12 protein-coding genes and 1 pseudogene are annotated in these 16,816 nt (G+C 72.1%); 12 read left to right on the forward strand and 1 reads right to left on the reverse strand.

What is annotated here, in order from left to right; translation table 11 throughout:
• Positions 1–170 precede the first annotated feature (170 nt).
• Positions 171–1,895, reverse strand: a complete 1,725-nt coding sequence (locus tag ACFZBB_RS29495) for a phospholipid carrier-dependent glycosyltransferase (RefSeq protein WP_391043451.1) — start codon at positions 1,893–1,895, stop codon at positions 171–173.
• Between the two features lie 296 nt (positions 1,896–2,191).
• On the opposite strand from ACFZBB_RS29495, the gene rsmI reads away from it, so the two are divergent.
• The 12 genes and pseudogenes from rsmI (at position 2,192) to galK (ending at position 16,442) form a co-directional block, all read left to right on the forward strand.
• Positions 2,192–3,067 (forward strand): 16S rRNA (cytidine(1402)-2'-O)-methyltransferase, encoded by an 876-nt coding sequence (gene rsmI / locus ACFZBB_RS29500; protein WP_355337951.1) that lies wholly within the window; start codon positions 2,192–2,194, stop codon positions 3,065–3,067.
• A gap of 314 nt (positions 3,068–3,381) precedes the next feature.
• Positions 3,382–3,981, forward strand: coding sequence for a hypothetical protein (locus ACFZBB_RS29505; protein ID WP_391128605.1), 600 nt, complete (start codon positions 3,382–3,384; stop codon positions 3,979–3,981).
• Positions 3,982–4,016: 35 nt separating this feature from the next.
• The gene (locus ACFZBB_RS29510; protein WP_391128608.1) at positions 4,017–4,904 is read left to right on the forward strand and encodes a TatD family hydrolase; all 888 of its coding nucleotides are present in this window, start codon (positions 4,017–4,019) and stop codon (positions 4,902–4,904) included.
• Between the two features lie 122 nt (positions 4,905–5,026).
• Positions 5,027–6,196, forward strand: a pseudogene (locus tag ACFZBB_RS29515) (ubiquitin-like domain-containing protein); the annotation flags it as partial.
• A gap of 46 nt (positions 6,197–6,242) precedes the next feature.
• Complete coding sequence (rsmA, locus tag ACFZBB_RS29520) at positions 6,243–7,106, forward strand: 16S rRNA (adenine(1518)-N(6)/adenine(1519)-N(6))-dimethyltransferase RsmA (RefSeq protein ID WP_188282385.1); 864 nt, start codon at positions 6,243–6,245, stop codon at positions 7,104–7,106.
• Between the two features lie 120 nt (positions 7,107–7,226).
• Positions 7,227–8,159: a 4-(cytidine 5'-diphospho)-2-C-methyl-D-erythritol kinase gene (locus tag ACFZBB_RS29525; protein WP_391128612.1), complete on the forward strand. Its 933-nt coding sequence runs from the start codon at positions 7,227–7,229 to the stop codon at positions 8,157–8,159.
• A gap of 86 nt (positions 8,160–8,245) precedes the next feature.
• On the forward strand, positions 8,246–10,036 hold the full coding sequence (locus ACFZBB_RS29530; protein ID WP_355337968.1) for an ABC-F family ATP-binding cassette domain-containing protein: 1,791 nt from the start codon (positions 8,246–8,248) through the stop codon (positions 10,034–10,036).
• 294 nt (positions 10,037–10,330) lie between these two features.
• A complete protein-coding gene (locus ACFZBB_RS29535; RefSeq protein WP_391128615.1) occupies positions 10,331–11,950 on the forward strand; it encodes a hypothetical protein in 1,620 nt (539 codons plus the stop codon).
• A 295-nt stretch (positions 11,951–12,245) separates the two neighbouring features.
• A complete protein-coding gene (locus tag ACFZBB_RS29540) occupies positions 12,246–12,974 on the forward strand; it encodes a LuxR C-terminal-related transcriptional regulator (protein ID WP_391128619.1) in 729 nt (242 codons plus the stop codon).
• Positions 12,975–13,201: 227 nt separating this feature from the next.
• Entirely contained in the window at positions 13,202–14,248 is a 1,047-nt protein-coding gene (gene galT, locus ACFZBB_RS29545) for a galactose-1-phosphate uridylyltransferase (protein WP_391128622.1), read from the forward strand.
• A 68-nt stretch (positions 14,249–14,316) separates the two neighbouring features.
• The gene (galE, locus tag ACFZBB_RS29550) at positions 14,317–15,297 is read left to right on the forward strand and encodes a UDP-glucose 4-epimerase GalE (RefSeq protein WP_391128902.1); all 981 of its coding nucleotides are present in this window, start codon (positions 14,317–14,319) and stop codon (positions 15,295–15,297) included.
• A complete protein-coding gene (gene galK, locus ACFZBB_RS29555) occupies positions 15,294–16,442 on the forward strand; it encodes a galactokinase (protein ID WP_391128625.1) in 1,149 nt (382 codons plus the stop codon). The genes galE and galK overlap by 4 nt, the downstream gene beginning before the upstream one ends.
• Positions 16,443–16,816 lie beyond the last annotated feature (374 nt).

Genomic DNA, 16,816 nt, shown 5'->3' on the forward strand with positions numbered 1-16,816 from the left:
GACCCCTGTGCGGAGGAAGGTCTCAGTCCGGGCACGGGTTCGTACGGAAACAGCCCTCCCGGGACCCTCACCAGCCCCAGGAAAACTCAGCCCGGGCCGTAGCGCTGTGCGGCCCCCCGGACCCCCGGTGCTCGGCGCGCGGCCCCCGGCCCCCGGCGCGCGGCCCCCGGTCAGACCCAGGAGTCGAACCACATCCTGGCCTGCCAACTGCTGTACGGAATCGTCATACCGGTATAGATCGGGAAGAAGTAGATGAAATTCCAGATGATCAATAGGACAAGCGTGCCCGCGCCGACCGCGCCCCACATACGTCTGCCCTCACTCGCGCTCGGTGGGCCGAGGAAGGCGCCGATCATCATGGCGACCGCGAGGCAGAGGTAGGGGACGAAGGCGACGGCGTAGAAGAAGAAGATCGTACGGTCCTGGTAGAGGAACCAGGGGAGGTAACCGGCGCCCGCCGCGCACAGGATGGCGCCCGCGCGCCAGTCGCGGCGCATCGCCCAGCGGTAGACGAGGTAGATGAGGGCGAAGCAGGCGGACCACCACAGCAGCGGCGTGCCCAGCGCGATGATCTCGCGGGAGCAGCCGGCCGCCGCGTGGCAGCCGTCCTCGCCGTTCTTGGGGGACTGGAAGAAGTACGAGACCGGGCGGCCGAGTACGAGCCAGCTCCAGGGGTTGGACTGGTAGGGGTGCGGGGTCTGGAGATTGACGTTGAAGTCGTAGACCTGCACCTCGTAGTGCCACAGGCTGCGGATCGGGGCCGGGATCCACGACCAGGTGCCGCCGCGGGCGTCCGCCCAGTGCCGTCCGTAGGCGTTGTCGGACAGGAACCAGCCGGACCAGGAGAGCAGATACGTCACCAGGGCGACGGGCAGGATCGTCAGCGCGGCCCAGCCCAGGTCCTTGCGCAGGACGGCGAGGTACGGACGGCGGGCGCCCGCCAGGCGGCGTGAGCCGATGTCCCACACGACGGTCATGATGCCGAAGACCGCCAGGAAGTACAGGCCGTTCCACTTGCTGGCGCAGGCCAGGCCGAGGCAGACGGCGGCGGCGATCCGCCAGGGCCGCCAGCCCATGCCCGTCCGGTCGCCGACCTGCCGGTCGGGTCCCGCGTAACCGCTCTCGTCGACTGGCAGGGCGCGCGCGAGGCGGGCCCGCGACCAGTCGCGGTCGATCAGCAGGCAGCCGAACGCGGCGAGCGCGAAGAAGGAGATGACGAGGTCGAGCAGCGCGATCCGGCTCATCACGAAGTGCAGTCCGTCGACCGCGAGCAGGGTGCCCGCCACGCAGCCGAGCGCCGTGGAGCGGAACAGCCGTCGCCCTATCCGGCACAGCATCAGCACGGACAGCGTGCCGATCAGCGCCATCATGAAGCGCCAGCCGAAGGGGTTGAGCCCGAACATCCACTCGCCGACCGCGATCACCCACTTGCCCATCGGCGGGTGCACGACATAGCCGGGCGCGTCCGAGAGCGGGATCACCTGGGGGTGGGCCAGGATCTGCGGGTTGGAGACCTTGCCGTCGGGCCAGGTGCCCTCGTAGCCGAGCTTCAGCAGCGACCAGGCGTCCTTGGCGTAGTACGTCTCGTCGAAGACGACGTCACGCGGGTTGCCCAGGTGCCAGAAGCGGATCGCGCCGGCGAAGACGGCGACCAGCAGCGGGCCGAGCCAGCCGCTCCACTTCGCCACCCGGTGGGCCGCGACGGGGCCGAGGCCGAGCGCCTCCCACATCCGGGTGCCCGGCTCGGGGAACGGCGGTACGAGGCGGTCGCGGGTGTCGATCCGAGTCCGTTCCGCATAGCCGAACCGGCGCAGTCGTCGCGCCCACGCGCTCGACTCCGCCTCCACCCGAAAGCCCTCGTCGGCCCGGTCCTGCGTCGCGGTCTCACTTGTCACCGGCCCATCGTAGGGAAACCCCCTGAGAAAGCGATGAGGTCCGGGCTCACCGCCCGGGTTTGTCCGCAATCCCGGCCGGTAACCAGGGGTGCGCGGGCCGTATCCGAGCGGTTTCCGGGCGGTGGGGCGGCCGGGATCGGGGCCGATGCCGTTCGTGCGGGGCCGCGGGGGCGGGCGAGGGCCCCCGGCGTGATCCTGGTCACGCGCCGTGCGGCCGACTCCGAGTAGCGGGGCGGGTGGCGCGGGGCGCTGGGCGCGATTGAGGGGATACGGCGGGCAGGTGGGAGGCTGGGGGCGTGACCACCTCAGCCGTCGGCGTCCTCGTTCTGGCCGGAACCCCCATCGGCGACCCCGCCGACGCCCCGCCCCGCCTCAGCGCGGAACTGCTCGCCGCCGATGTGATCGCCGCGGAGGACACCCGCCGCTTCCGCCGTCTGACGCACGCGCTGGACGTGCACCCGACGGCCAGGGTCGTCTCGTACTTCGAGGGCAACGAGAGCGGGCGCACCCCGGAGCTGGTCGAGGCGCTGGAGGGCGGCGCGCGGGTGGTGCTGGTGACGGACGCGGGGATGCCGTCGGTGTCCGACCCCGGCTACCGGCTGGTGGCGGCGGCCGTCGAGCGCGACATCAAGGTGACCGCGGTGCCGGGCCCGTCGGCCGTACTGACCGCGCTGGCGGTCTCCGGGCTGCCGGTGGACCGTTTCTGTTTCGAGGGCTTCCTGCCGCGCAAGGCGGGCGAACGGCTGTCGCGGCTGCGCGAGGTCGCCGCCGATCGCCGCACCCTGGTGTATTTCGAGGCGCCGCACCGGATCGACGACACCTTGGCGGCGATGGCGGAGGCGTTCGGCGAGGAGCGCAGGGCCGCGGTCTGCCGGGAGCTGACCAAGACGTACGAGGAGGTCAAGCGCGGGCCGCTGAAGGCGCTCGCGCTGTGGGCGGCGCAGGGGGTGCGCGGCGAGATCACCATCGTGGTGGAAGGCGCGCCAGAACCCGGTCCCGCCGACCTCGACCCTGCCGAACTCGTCCGCCGGGTGGCAGCCAGGGAAGAGGCGGGCGAGCGGCGCAAGGAGGCCATCGCGGCGGTCGCCGCCGAGGCGGGCCTGCCCAAGCGGGAGGTCTTCGACGCCGTCGTCGCCGCCAAGCGGACCGGCGAACTGCCCCCGGGCGCCTGAGGACCGGGACCCCGCACGGCTCGGCGGCCTGCGGCCCGAGGACCGATTTCCGACGGCCCGGCGACCGCCGTTCGCGGAATCCGGCGCCTGATGCCCTGATTCCCGGGCGCACAATCCCGACGGGCCGCCCTTTTGACGCCGTAAGAACCTAAACCGTATGCATGGCAAAGCAATATCCGCCGTCTGCCACATACGGGCCCAAATCTGGCTCAAGAGTCGGGCGCATCTCCTGCGGAGCGGGCAAATCGGGCGTTCGCTGGTAGGTGCAAAGTCCCGCTCCGGACACCTTGTCCGGAGGGCACGCAGGAGCTGCCATGAGCGAGACCATCGGAAGCGATCCCCGTCCCGTCGCCGCCGCCGCACCGGGTACGCCCGCCGTACCCGTCACGGTGACCGTCACCGCCCCCGCACCCGACGGCCCGGCCGTCGCACCCGACCGCGCGGCCGCCGTGCGCGAGGAGTCAGGCCGGAACGCGGCGGAGGCGTACGCCTTCGCCTGCCTGAACTGCGGCCACGGCTGGGAGCAGGCGTACGAGATCGAGCACCATGTGGACGCGTCCGGCCATGCCTTCGTCGTCTACCTCGCGGACGGTGCGAGGGTGCCGTCACCGCTCACCCGCCCGGCGTGCCTCAACTGCGGCGGTACGCACGTACGCATCATGCGCTCGGGGCAGGTCTCCGGCGTCGCCTCCGTATGGGCACACCCGCGGGGCGACCGCGGTGTGCGCCGCGAGCACCACTGGTCGGTCCTGCACTTCCTGCACCGCAAGCAGCACGGGGAGCGCGGCAAACACGGGGAGCGCGGCAAGCACGCCAAGCAGCACGGCAGGCACGGCGGGCGGCCCGACACGCAGCCCGGGGTGCAGCCCGGCCTCCAGTGCGATGAGCGGTCCGGGGGAGCCGACACCGCCTGACAGGACGACGGCCCCGCGTCCTTAGGATCGGGGCCATGCCCGACAAGAACGCCAAGGCCGACGACAAGAAGTCCGCCCCGCCGGCGCCCGAGCCGCTGCGGGTCGCGGTCGCCGATTCCCACACCCACCTCGACATGCAGCCGGGCACGGTTCCCCAGGCCCTCGCCCAGGCCGCCGCGGTCGGCGTCGACACCCTCATCCAGGTGGGGTGCGATCTCGCGGGTTCCCGCTGGGCGGCGAAGACGGCCGCCGCCCACGACGCGATCTGGGCCACCGTGGCCCTGCACCCGAACGAGGCGCCCCGCATCGTCCACGGAGCGCCCGAGGGCTCCTACGGGGGCGCGCAGGCGCCGCGCGGCATCGAGGGGCTCGACCGGGAGATCGACGAGATCGACGCACTCGCCGCCCTTCCCCAGGTGCGCGGCGTCGGCGAGACCGGCCTGGACTACTTCCGCACCGGGCCCGACGGTGTCGCCGCCCAACAGCACTCGTTCCGTCGCCATATCGACATCGCCAAGCGGCACGGCAAGGCGCTGGTCATCCATGACCGCGAGGCGCACGCCGACGTCCTGCGCATCCTCGACGAGGAGGGCGCCCCGGACACCGTCGTCTTCCACTGCTACTCCGGCGACGCCGAGATGGCCGAAGTCTGCGCGGCGCAAGGGTTCTACCTCTCCTTCGCCGGCACCGTCAGCTACAAGTCGGCGCAGAATCTGCGCGACGCGGTGGCCGTCACCCCGCTCGACCGCCTCCTGGTGGAGACCGACGCGCCTTTCCTCACCCCGGTGCCCTACCGCGGACGGCCGAATGCGCCATACCTCATTCCGGTCACGCTGCGTGCGATGGCCGCGGCCCGCGGCATCGACGAGGACACCCTCGCGACGGCCGTCGCGGCCAACACCGCCAGGGCGTTCGCCTACTGACGTTTCCACGCGCTCACCCGGACAGGTGACTTCGCGCGACCGGAGGTGACGACGCCACGTGACGGCGAGCGCTTGGCCGGTGGCGACAAGTCGGCTACGTTCCCGGTTCCCCGCACCGGAACCCCGCAGCCGTGGAGCGAGCCGTCGTGACCAATACGCAGGGCACACACCGAGCCGCCGCCCGTCCGGTGGCCGCCGTCCGGCAGACCGCCCGCGCGATCGTGCCGCGGGCGCTGGTGATGGCGGTCCTGGCGGGCGGCACCGGCGCGTACGTGCTGGCCGACAAGGCGGTACGGCTGACCGTGGACGGGCGGCCGCGCACGCTGCACACCTTCGCCGACGACGTGGCCGACGTGCTGCACGAGCAGGGCGTCGAGGTGGGCGACCACGACATCGTGGCGCCCGCGCCGGGTGAGGCGCTGCACAACGGCGACGACGTGGTGGTCCGCTACGGCCGTCCGCTGACGCTCACCGTGGACGGCCGTCACCAGCGGGTGTGGACGACCGGCAAGACCGTCGCGGAAGCGCTGCGGCAACTCGGCGTACGGGCCCAGGGCGCGTATCTCAACGCCTCCCGCGACGCGTCCATCGGCCGCCACGGCCTCTTCCTCGACGTGCGCACGGAACGTACGGTCACCGTCCTGGCCGACGGCCGCGAGCACACCGTGCGCACCAACGCCGCCACCGTCCGGCAGGCCGTCGCGGACGCGGGCGTCACCCTCGGCGGCCAGGACGCCACCTCCGTGGACGCCGACAGCTTCCCCCGCGACGGCCAGACCGTCTCGGTGCTGCGGATCTCCGGTCACCAGGAGACCCGCGAAGAACCGATCCCCTTCCGCACCCGCAAGCACACCGACGCGACGCTCCCGCAAGGCACCGAGGCCGTGGACCGCCCCGGCCGCGACGGCGTCCGCCGCGTCACCTACGCCTACCGCACCGTCAACGGCGTCCGGGAGCGCCCGCGCGTCGTGGAGTCGGTGACCGCGCGCGAACCGGTCACCGAGGTCGTACGCGTCGGCACCAGACCGCTGCCCACCGCCGTCGCGGGCGCCGACGGCCTCAATTGGGGCCGCCTCGCGCAGTGCGAGGCCGGCGGCAGACCCGACGCGGTGGACGCGACCGGCACCTATGGCGGGCTCTACCAGTTCGACGTGCACACCTGGCACAGCATCGGCGGCCAGGGCCGCCCCCAGGACGCCCCAGCCGCCGAGCAGACCTACCGGGCCAAGAAGCTGTACGTCCAGCGCGGCGCCGCCCCCTGGCCGGTCTGCGGGCGGCACCTGGGCGGTTAGGTCCGGTCCGCGAGGGCGGCCCCGGCCGCCCCGTACTCTTGCGGGTGTGAGTACGACAGATCCCGACGCCCTCCTCGGACCGGCCGACATCCGTGAACTGGCCGCGGCACTGGGGGTGCGCCCCACCAAGCAGCGCGGGCAGAACTTCGTCATCGACGCGAACACGGTGCGGCGGATCGTCAGGACCGCCGGGGTGCGCCCCGAGGACGCGGTCGTCGAGGTCGGTCCCGGACTCGGCTCGCTCACCCTCGCGCTGCTGGAGGCCGCCGACCGGGTCACCGCGATCGAGATCGACGACGTGCTGGCCGCCGCCCTGCCCGCGACCGTCGCCGCGCGCATGCCGGACCGGGCGGACCGTTTCGCCCTGGTGCACAGCGACGCGATGCGGGTGACGGAACTGCCGGGGCCGCCGCCCACCGCCCTGGTGGCGAATCTGCCGTACAACGTGGCGGTGCCCGTCCTGCTGCACATGCTCGCCGCCTTCCCGAGCATCGAGCGCACCTTGGTGATGGTCCAGGCCGAGGTCGCCGACCGGCTGGCCGCCGGGCCGGGCAACAAGGTGTACGGAGTGCCGTCGGTCAAGGCCAACTGGTACGCGGAGGTCAAGCGCGCCGGTTCCATCGGCCGCAATGTGTTCTGGCCCGCGCCCAACGTCGACTCCGGTCTCGTCTCGCTGACCCGGCGTGACCCGCCGAAGACCACCGCCACCCGCGAAGAGGTCTTCGCCGCCGTCGACGCGGCCTTCGCCCAGCGCCGCAAGACGCTGCGCGCCGCGCTGTCCGGCTGGGCGGGCTCGGCCCCGGCTGCCGAGGCCGCGCTGGTGGCCGCAGGGGTCTCCCCGCAGGCCAGGGGCGAGGAACTGACGGTGGAGGAATTCGCCGCCGTCGCCGAGCACAAGCCCGCGGTCTGACGCCGCCGCACCGCAAACCCGCCGCCGCCCGTACCCGCCGCCCGCGAATCCCCAGCCCGTGAATCCGCCGCGCCCGGCGGACCGTCCTCCGTACGCACCACCCTCGCAAGGGAGCCAGCAGTGACCGCCGCACCCGTCACCGTCCGCGTGCCCGCAAAGGTCAACGTCCAGCTCGCGGTCGGCGGTCGCCGCCGCGACGGTTTCCACGACCTGGCGAACGTCTTTCTGGCGGTCGGCCTGTACGACCATGTGACAGCAGTGCCCGCCGACACGTTGACGATCACCGCGTCCGGCCCGGACACCGACAACATCCCGCTGGACGCCACCAATCTGGCGGCCAAAGCGGCGGTCGAGCTCGCCGCGCACCATGGCGTCGATCCCGTTGTGGGATTGCACATCACCAAGGACATCCCTGTGGCGGGCGGCATGGCGGGCGGCAGCGCGGACGCGGCGGCGGCGCTGCTCGCCTGCGACACCTTGTGGGGCCTGAACACCCCGCGCGCCGACCTGCTCGCGATCTGCGCGGAGCTGGGCAGCGACGTGCCGTTCAGCCTGGTCGGCGGGGCGGCGCTGGGGGAGGGCAGGGGCGAGATCCTGACGCCGCTGGAGGTGGCGGGCCCCTTCCACTGGGTCTTCGCCGTCGCCGAGGGCGGCCTGTCCACCCCGGCCGTCTACCGCGAGTGCGACCGCCTGCGCCGCGAGTCCGGCGCGGGCGACACCACCGACGACGTACCGGCGCCCGTCGCCGACCCCGCGCTGATCGACGCGCTGCGCACCGGCGACCCGTACGCGCTCGCCGCCGTCCTGGTCAACGACCTCCAGGCCGCCGCCCTGTCGCTGCGGCCCGCGCTGGCCGACACCCTGGCCACCGGCACGGACGCGGGCGCGCTCGCCGCGCTGGTCTCCGGCTCGGGACCCACCTGCGCCTTCCTCGCGCCGGACGCCGACACCGCCGCCAAGATCGCGGTCACCCTCACCGCGTCCGGCACCTGCCGCACCGCCCGCCCGGCCGCCTCCCCGGCCCCCGGCGCGACCGTCGTCGCCGCCCCCTGACCGCCGGGGCACCACCCGGAACCGGCACCTCACCGCGCCGCACTACGCTGAAGCAGAACCCCCGCGAACCCCTGGAGCGTACGAGAGTGGCCGTCAACCTGGTCAACGTCGAAGCCGTCGGCAAGACATACGGCACGCGAGCGCTGCTCGAATCCGTGTCCCTCGGCGTCTCCGAAGGCGACCGCACCGGCGTCGTGGGCCGCAACGGCGACGGCAAGACCACCCTCATCCGGCTGCTCGCCAAGCTGGAGGAGCCGGACACCGGCCGCGTCACCCACCAGGGTGGGCTGCGACTGGGCGTCTTGACGCAGAGCGACAGCCTCGACCCGGCCGCGACCGTGCGCCACGAGGTGATCGGCGACCGCGCCGACCACCAGTGGGCGGGCGACGCGAAGATCCGCGACGTGCTGACCGGCCTGTTCGGCGGCTTGGACCTGCCCGGCTTCCCGCTCGGCCTGGACACCGTCATCGGCCCGCTCTCCGGCGGCGAGCGGCGCAGGATCGCGCTCGCGAAGCTGCTGATCGAGGAGCAGGACCTGCTGGTCCTCGACGAGCCGACCAACCACCTCGACGTCGAGGGCATCGCCTGGCTGGCGGGCCACCTCGGCACCCGCCGCTCCGCGCTCGTCTGCGTCACCCACGACCGCTGGTTCCTCGACCAGGTCTGCACCCGCATGTGGGACGTGCAGCGCGGCTCGGTGTACGAGTACGAGGGCGGTTACAGCGACTACGTGTTCGCGCGCGCCGAGCGGGAACGGATCGCGGCCACCGAGGAGACCAAGCGGCAGAATCTGATGCGCAAGGAGCTGGCCTGGCTGCGCCGCGGCGCCCCGGCCCGCACCTCCAAGCCGCGCTTCCGCATCGAGGCGGCGAACGAGCTGATCGCCGACGTGCCGCCGCCGCGCGACACCGCGGAGCTGATGAAATTCGCCAACTCCCGCCTCGGCAAGACGGTCTTCGAGTTGGAGGATGTGACAGTCCAAGCGGGCCCCAAGGTGCTGCTGAAGCATCTGACGTGGCAGCTCGGCCCCGGCGACCGCGTCGGCCTGGTCGGCGTCAACGGCTCGGGCAAGACCTCACTCCTGCGGGCGCTCGCCGAGGCCGCGGCGACCGGCGGCGACCAGCAGCCGGCGGCCGGCAAAGTGGTCGTCGGCAAGACGGTGAAGCTCGCTTACCTCTCCCAGGAGGTCGCCGAGCTGGACCCGAACTGGCGGGTTCTCCAGGCCGTGGAGTCGGTACGGCAGCGCGTCGACCTCGGCAAGGGCCGGGAGATGACCGCAGGGCAGCTCTGCGAGAAGTTCGGCTTCACCAAGGAGAAGCAGTGGACGCCGGTCGGCGACCTGTCCGGCGGTGAGCGTCGGCGGCTCCAGATCCTGCGGCTGCTGATGGACGAGCCCAATGTGCTGTTCCTGGACGAGCCCACCAACGACCTCGACATCGAGACGCTCACCCAGCTGGAGGACCTGCTGGACGGCTGGCCCGGCTCGATGCTGGTGATCAGCCACGACCGGTACTTCCTGGAGCGCACCACCGACCGCGTCTTCGCGCTGCTCGGCGACGCCAGCCTGCGCATGCTGCCGCGCGGTGTGGACGAGTACCTGGAGCGCCGCCGCCGGGTCGCCGAGGCCGCGGCACCCGCCCCGGCGCCCGCCAAGGACAAGCCCACGGGCGACACCCGCGCGGCGAAGAAGGAACTCCAGCGCATCGAGCGGCAGCTCGACAAACTCGGCCAGCGCGAGGCGAAGCTGCACACCGGCATCGCCGACAATGCGACCGACTTCGAGAAAGTCGCTTCTCTGGACGCCGAATTGCGCGCGCTGCGCGAGGAGCGCGAGGAACTGGAGATGCGCTGGCTGGAGTTGGCGGAGGACGCGTAACACCCCTTCACCTGGGGCCGGCAACACCGCTTCGCAGGTGAAGCAGAACCTCTCGACGTGTGAAGACGTGTAGCGGCCAGGTAACGGTCGGGCCGCTCCCCGAGGGGGTGGTTGGGGCGGGTGATAGAAAGAATTTCCGTTCATCCGTCCCTGATTCACCTGTGCCCGAAGGACCTGTTGATGTCGCAACCGCCCCCGCCGCCCCCCGGAAACCCGCCGCCTCCCGGCGGTGGTTACGGATACCCGGGCCAGGCGGGCCCGGTTCCCGGTAACGAGAACCCGTACGCGCAGCCGGTGCCCCCCGGTCAGAACCCGTACGCGCAGGCGCCCACCCAACCGGCCTTCCCGCAGCAGCAGTACGGCGGCAGGCAGGGACCTCCTCCGCCGCCCGGCCAGGTGCCGCCCCCGCCCCCGCCCCCGCCGCCCGGCCAGGTGCCGCAGGGGCAGACACCGCCCCCGCAGTACGGCTACCCGCAGCCCGGCCAGGTCCCGCCGCAGCAGCAGGCGTACGGCTATCCGCAGCAGCAACAGCCGCCGTACGGGCCCGGACCCTCGGGCCACCCCGCCCCCTCAGGCGGCTCGTCGAACAACAAGTTGATCGTGATCGTCGCGGCGGTCGTCGCCGCGGTGCTGGTGATCGGCGGCGGCGTGTACTTCGCGACCAAGAGCGGCGGCGGCGACGACCCGGCGCCCAAGCCGCAGGCCAACGCCGGTGGCGCCAACGGCGGTACGAACACCGCCAAGACGCACAATTCGACACTGTCGTACAAGTGGGACAAGCCCGCGGACCCGGTGGCGTCGAAGGACAATCTGAAGAGCGTCCTCGGCGTCTGGTTCACCGACAAGTACGTGGTGAAGAACGAGATCGACAAGGTCGTCGGTTACGACCTGGGCACCGGCGCGGTGGCGTGGACGGTACCGACGCCGTCGAGCGGCGACTGCACGGCCGCGCGCGACTCCAACAACAACATGACGGCCGTCCAGTTCGGCGCCAACTGCGAGCAGGTCATGGTGATCGATCTCGCGGCGGGCAGGGCGGTGTGGACGGCGAAGCTGCCGGTCGGCAGTTCGGAGAAGCCGGACTTCAACTACAGCGAGATGGCGATCAGCGGCGACACGCTCGGCGTGGACTGGCTGGAAGGCTCGATCGGCTACCGGCTGAGCACCCAGAAGGTGCTGTGGCGGTCGGGCAACGGTGACTGCGAGGACGACGGCTACGCGGGCGGCAAGCAGTTCGTGGCAATCGTCAACTGCGGTTACAAGACGTACAAGGTCCAGGTCATCGATCCGGACAACAACGGCAGCGCCAAATGGTCGTGGACGGCGCCGGTCGGCACCAAGGTCTCGGCCGTCGTCTCCACCGACCCGGTGGTGGTGGTGCTCGGCACCGAGGGCGAGAGGCAGACGGACGTGGCGACGATCGTCGACGGCCGTCTCCAGTCGCGGGTCTCGCTCGGCACCGACAAGTACGACATCAGCACGGACGGCACCGAGATGCAGGCCGTGCACAATGTGATCGTCAGCAGTGACACCCTCTATCTGTCGCTGACGAGCAAGCACGACAGCAACGGCCAGGTGCTCAGCGGGATCGTCGCGTTCAACCTGAGCGACGGCAAGCAGAAGTGGATCGCCAAGCCCGACAGCAAGCACGACATCCAGGGCCTGGCGATCGAGGACGGCAAGCTGCTCGCGTACGAGCCCGCCGACTACGACGTGCAGGGCCGTCTGGTGACCCTGGACCCGGCCAGCGGCGCGCTCACCACCTACGCGCAGTTCGACACCGACGCCTCGCAGAAGCTGAACGTGTCGGCGATGCGCAGCTACCCCGTCTGGCACGACGGTCATTTCATCATCGCGACGCGCACGGTGTACGCGTCCTCGTCCGACCAGACCTATCTGGTGACCTTCGGCTGACGAGCTGACGAGCTGACGAGCTGACGAGCCGACGAGCGGAGCGACTGACCGGGCCAGCCGCCCCACCGGCCGCCCCACCGGCCGGCCGACCGACTCACCAGCCGATCTGCTCCTCGGACGACCGAACGCTCCGCCCGTGCCCCCTACCGACGGTAATTCCGGATTCGCCGGAACCTTCTGTTCGATAGGGGGCGCGGGCGGTGGTGGATGCGTGTAGCTTCGCCGCCTAGGGCGGTATGCGTAGGGGTCGGGGTCGGCAGTGGTCCGGACCCCGGGGGGATAGGGGATACCCGACATGGGCGTACGGCTCGTGGTCGTTGACGACCACCGCCTGCTCGCCGAGGCGTTGGCCTCGGCACTGAAGCTGCGCGGGCACCGGGTGCTCGCGGCGGCGGCGCCCGCGGCGGGGGCGGCGGAACTGGTACTGAGCAGGTCTCCCGAGGTGTGCCTGTACGGCACGGCCGCACCGGCCGAGCCGGGCGCATTCGACGCGGTGGCCAGGATCAAGCGGGAGCGCCCGGCGGTCGCCGTGGTCGTCCTCGGACCGGTGCCCGACCCGCGCGGCATCGCGGCGGCCTTCGCGGCCGGCGCCTCCGGTTACGTACGCCACGACGAGCGCATCGAGGGCGTGGAGCGCGCGATGGCCAAGGCGCGGGCCGGGGAGGTCGCGGTGGCGCAGACGCTCCTCCAGGGCGCCTTCGCGGAACTGCTCAACCCCGCGCGGCAGCCGGACGACGAGGGCGCGCGGCTGCTGGAGATGCTGACCCCGCGCGAGATCGAGGTCCTGGTGCGGGTCGCGGAGGGCGAGGACACCCGGCTGATCGCGGCGGGCATGCGGATCGCGCCGAGCACCGCGCGGACGCATGTGCAGCGCGTCCTGATGAAGCTGGGGGTCGGCTCCCGGCTGGAGGCCGCCGCCCTGGCCGCCCGTACCGGCCTGCTGGACCGCGCGGCGGCCGAAGGCGCCCCGGCGTCCCCGCCGTTCCCGCAGTCCTCAGCGGCCGGTCCCGGCGCGGCGGGCTGACGCACAGACCCCAGCACCCCCTTTTTTCCGCACGACTTCCGCACGTCTTCCGCACGCGGGGCGGCATCTCCGGACAGGAGGTGCCGCCCCGCTCTCGCGTGCGCGGACACTTACCACCACAATCAACCTGTTTCAAGCATCTTCCCGGAGTCCCCATTGACCGGGCTGTTATTTTGTGGTTCCTTGTGTTTGATTATGTTGAGTGCTTGTGATGAGGGGCCTCAAGGGTGAAGAAGACGACGACCCGGCTCGCCGACAGCCGTGAGCTGATCTATTACGACTCCAGGGACGACGTCGTGCGCGACGCCGTGGACCGCCGTCCGCTGGAGCCCGTCGCCACCGAGTCCGAGCTGCGCGCCGACCGGCTGCTGGGCGACACCGTCGCCGTCGCCTCGCACCGGCAGGGCCGTACGTACCACCCGCCCGCCGACGAGTGCCCGCTGTGCCCGTCGCGCGAGGGCCGGCTGAGCGAGATCCCGGACAGCGACTACGAGGTGGTCGTCTTCGAGAACCGCTTCCCCTCGCTGGCCGGTGACGCGGGCCGCTGCGAGGTGGTCTGCTTCACCCCCGACCACGACGCGTCCTTCGCCGACCTGAGCCCCGCCTCCGCCCGCCTGGTGCTGGACGCCTGGACCGACCGCACCCGCGACCTGGGCCAGCAGCCCGGCGTGGAGCAGGTCTTCCCGTTCGAGAACCGCGGCGCGGAGATCGGCGTCACCCTCGGCCACCCGCACGGCCAGATCTACGCCTATCCGTTCGTCACACCGCGCACCGCCCTGATGCTGCGCTCGCTCGCCGAGCACCGCGAGCGCACCGGCGGGCGCAACCTCTTCGACGACGTCCTCGCCGACGAGCGCGCGGACGGCCGCCGAATCGTCCTCACGGGTGAACACTGGACCGCCTTCGTGCCGTACGCCGCGCACTGGCCGTACGAAGTGCACCTGTACCCCCACCGCCGGGTGCCCGACCTGCTCGGCCTCGACGAGGACGCGCGCGCCGAGTTCCCGCGGGTCTATCTGGAGCTGCTGCGCCGCTTCGACCGGATCTTCGGCGAGGGCCAGCCGCGTACCCCGTACATCTCCGGCTGGCACCAGGCGCCGTTCAACGCGCCGGACCGCCGCGATTTCGCGCTCCATCTGGAGCTTTTCACTATCCGGCGCACATCGGGCAAGCTGAAGTTCCTCGCGGGCTCCGAGTCCGGAATGGGCGCTTTCATCAACGATGTGCCGCCGGAGTCCGCGGCGTTGCGACTGCGAGAGGTAGCGAGCCAGTGAGCACCGAGCGAGCGGGCACCGAGTCGACGACCGCCCAGCGGGAGACGGCCGCCCGGCCCAAGAAGGTCCTGGTCACCGGCGGCGCCGGATACGTCGGCGGGGTCGTCGCCGCCCATCTGCTGGAGGCCGGGCACCGGGTGACGGTGCTGGACGACCTGTCGACCGGCTTCCTCGCGGGCGTGCCCAAGGGGTCCGACTTCGTCGAGGGCCGCGTCCAGGACGCGGACAAGGTGCTCGACAGCACCTATGACGCGGTGCTGCACTTCGCCGCCTCCTCGCAGGTCGGCGAGTCCGTCGCCGTACCCGAGAAGTACTGGCGCAACAACGTCGGCGGCACCCTCGAACTGCTCGCCGCCATGCGGGACTCCGGCGTACGCACCCTCGTCTTCTCCTCCACCGCCGCCACCTACGGCGAGCCCACCGCCATCCCCATCACCGAGGACGCGGCGACCGCGCCCACCAACCCGTACGGCGCGACGAAGCTCGCCGTCGACCACATGATCACCAGCGAGTGCGCGGCGCACGGCCTGTCCGCCGTCTCCCTGCGGTACTTCAACGTCGCGGGCGCGTACGGCGGCCACGGCGAGCGGCACGAGCCCGAGTCGCACCTGATTCCGCTGGTGCTCCAGGTGGCGCAGGGCCGCCGCCGCGCGGTCTCGGTCTTCGGCGACGACTACCCGACGCCGGACGGCACCTGCCTGCGCGACTACATCCACGTCGCGGACCTGGCCGAGGCGCATCTGCTGGCGCTCGACAAGGCGCCCGCGGGCGAGCACCTGATCTGCAACCTCGGCAACGGCAACGGCTTCTCGGTCCGCGAGGTCATCGAGACCGCCCGCCAGGTCACCGGCCACCCGATCCCGGCCACCGACGAGCCGCGCCGCGCGGGCGACCCCGCCGTACTGGTCGCCTCCGCGGAGCGCGCCAGGCAGCGGCTCGGCTGGCAGCCCAGCCGCACCGACCTCGCGGAGATCGTCCGCGACGCATGGAACTTCACCCGGTCGCTGTCGCAGGACCACTCGCCGACGCAGGGGGAGGACGGACGATGACGGAAGCCACGACGGAAGCCGCGTTCGAGATCGCGTTCAAGAACATCTTCGGGCGCGCGCCCGAGGGCATATGGGCGGCGCCCGGCCGGGTCAATCTGATCGGCGAGCACACCGACTACAACGACGGCTACGTCATGCCGTTCGCGCTCCCGCACCGCACCCGGGCGGCCGTCGCCCGCCGCGACGACGGGCTGCTGCGCGTGCACTCCGCCGACATGGACGGCGGCATCGTCGAACTGCGCGTCGACGAACTGGCTCCCGGTACGACCGGCGGCTGGGCCGTCTACCCCGCGGCCGTCCTGTGGACGCTGCGGCAGGCGGGCCACGCCATCGGCGGCGCCGACATCCACTACGACAGCAATGTGCCGGTCGGCGGCGGGCTCTCGTCCTCCGCCGCCCTCCAGGTCGTCACCGCCCTGGCCCTCACCGAACTGCACGGACTGGACTTGCCCCGCCAGGAACTGGCCCTGCTCTGCCAGTCCTCGGAGAACACCTACGTCGGCGCGCCCGTCGGCGTCATGGACCAGACCGCGTCCGCCTGCTGTACGCGGGGGCACGCGCTCCACCTCGACGTGCGCGGGCTCACGCAGCGCCAGGTGCCGTTCGACCTGGCCGCGCAGGGGCTGCAACTGCTGGTGGTCGACACCCGCGTCAAGCACGCGCACGCCGACGGGGCGTACGGCGAACTGCGCGCGGGCTGCGAGGCCGCCGCCGCGGCCCTCGGCGTCCCCGCCCTGCGCGACGTCCCCTACGACGGGCTCGACGCCGCGCTGGCCGCCCTCCCCGACGAGCGGCTGCGGCGGCTCACCCGGCACGTGGTGACCGAGAACCGGCGCGTCGAGGAGGTCATCGCCCTTCTGGACGCCGGGCGCACCCGCGAGATCGGGCCCGTCCTGACCGCGGGGCACGTCTCGCTCCGCGACGACTTCCGGATCTCGTGCGCGGAACTCGACCTCGTGGTCGACACCGCGCTCGCCAACGGCGCCCTGGGCGCCCGTATGACCGGCGGCGGCTTCGGCGGCTCCGCCATCGTCCTGGCGGAGGCCACCGACATCCCGGAGCTGTCCGCGACGATCCAGGCCGCCCTCCCGGCGGCCCGGCTCTTCTCGACGACGGCGGGCCCCGGAGCGCACCGGCTGGTTTAGCGGGGCCCGGATCTCAAACCCCGTTCCCGGACCCCGTTTCCAGACTCCGCTCCCAGACCCCGTTCCCCGCTCCCGTTCTCGCTGTCGGACGGGTCGGTCCGTGTGAAGCTCGGCACGCGCGGACCGGCCCGTTCGGCGCGCGCGGGGCCGCTCCCGTCACCGTGGCCACTCCAGTACCACAAGGCGAGGGAATCCGGAATCCCGCGACGGAGAACTTCCGTCAAGACGGTGTTAACGGGGGCGCGACGCCCTACGCTTTTGGGACAGCGCCGGTGGGGGCCGGCGTGCATCAGGGGGCGAGACGCAAAGGGTTCGGCACCCGGGGAGGGGCGGCGGTCCCTGTCCGTGTGCCGGATCCCGCGCGAATGCCGCCC

Origin of the sequence: Streptomyces sp. NPDC008139, assembly GCF_042957025.1 — a bacterium.
In the GTDB taxonomy this organism is placed as follows: domain Bacteria; phylum Actinomycetota; class Actinomycetes; order Streptomycetales; family Streptomycetaceae; genus Actinacidiphila.

Excerpts from the sequence above, each read along its gene's own strand:
- ACFZBB_RS29510 (WP_391128608.1), top strand. The coding sequence starts at position 4,017 with ATGCCCGACAAGAACGCCAAGGCCGACGACAAGAAGTCCGCCCCGCCG.
- ACFZBB_RS29505 (WP_391128605.1), top strand. The coding sequence starts at position 3,382 with ATGAGCGAGACCATCGGAAGCGATCCCCGTCCCGTCGCCGCCGCCGCA.
- ACFZBB_RS29540 (WP_391128619.1), top strand. The coding sequence starts at position 12,246 with ATGGGCGTACGGCTCGTGGTCGTTGACGACCACCGCCTGCTCGCCGAG.
- galK (WP_391128625.1), top strand. The coding sequence starts at position 15,294 with ATGACGGAAGCCACGACGGAAGCCGCGTTCGAGATCGCGTTCAAGAAC.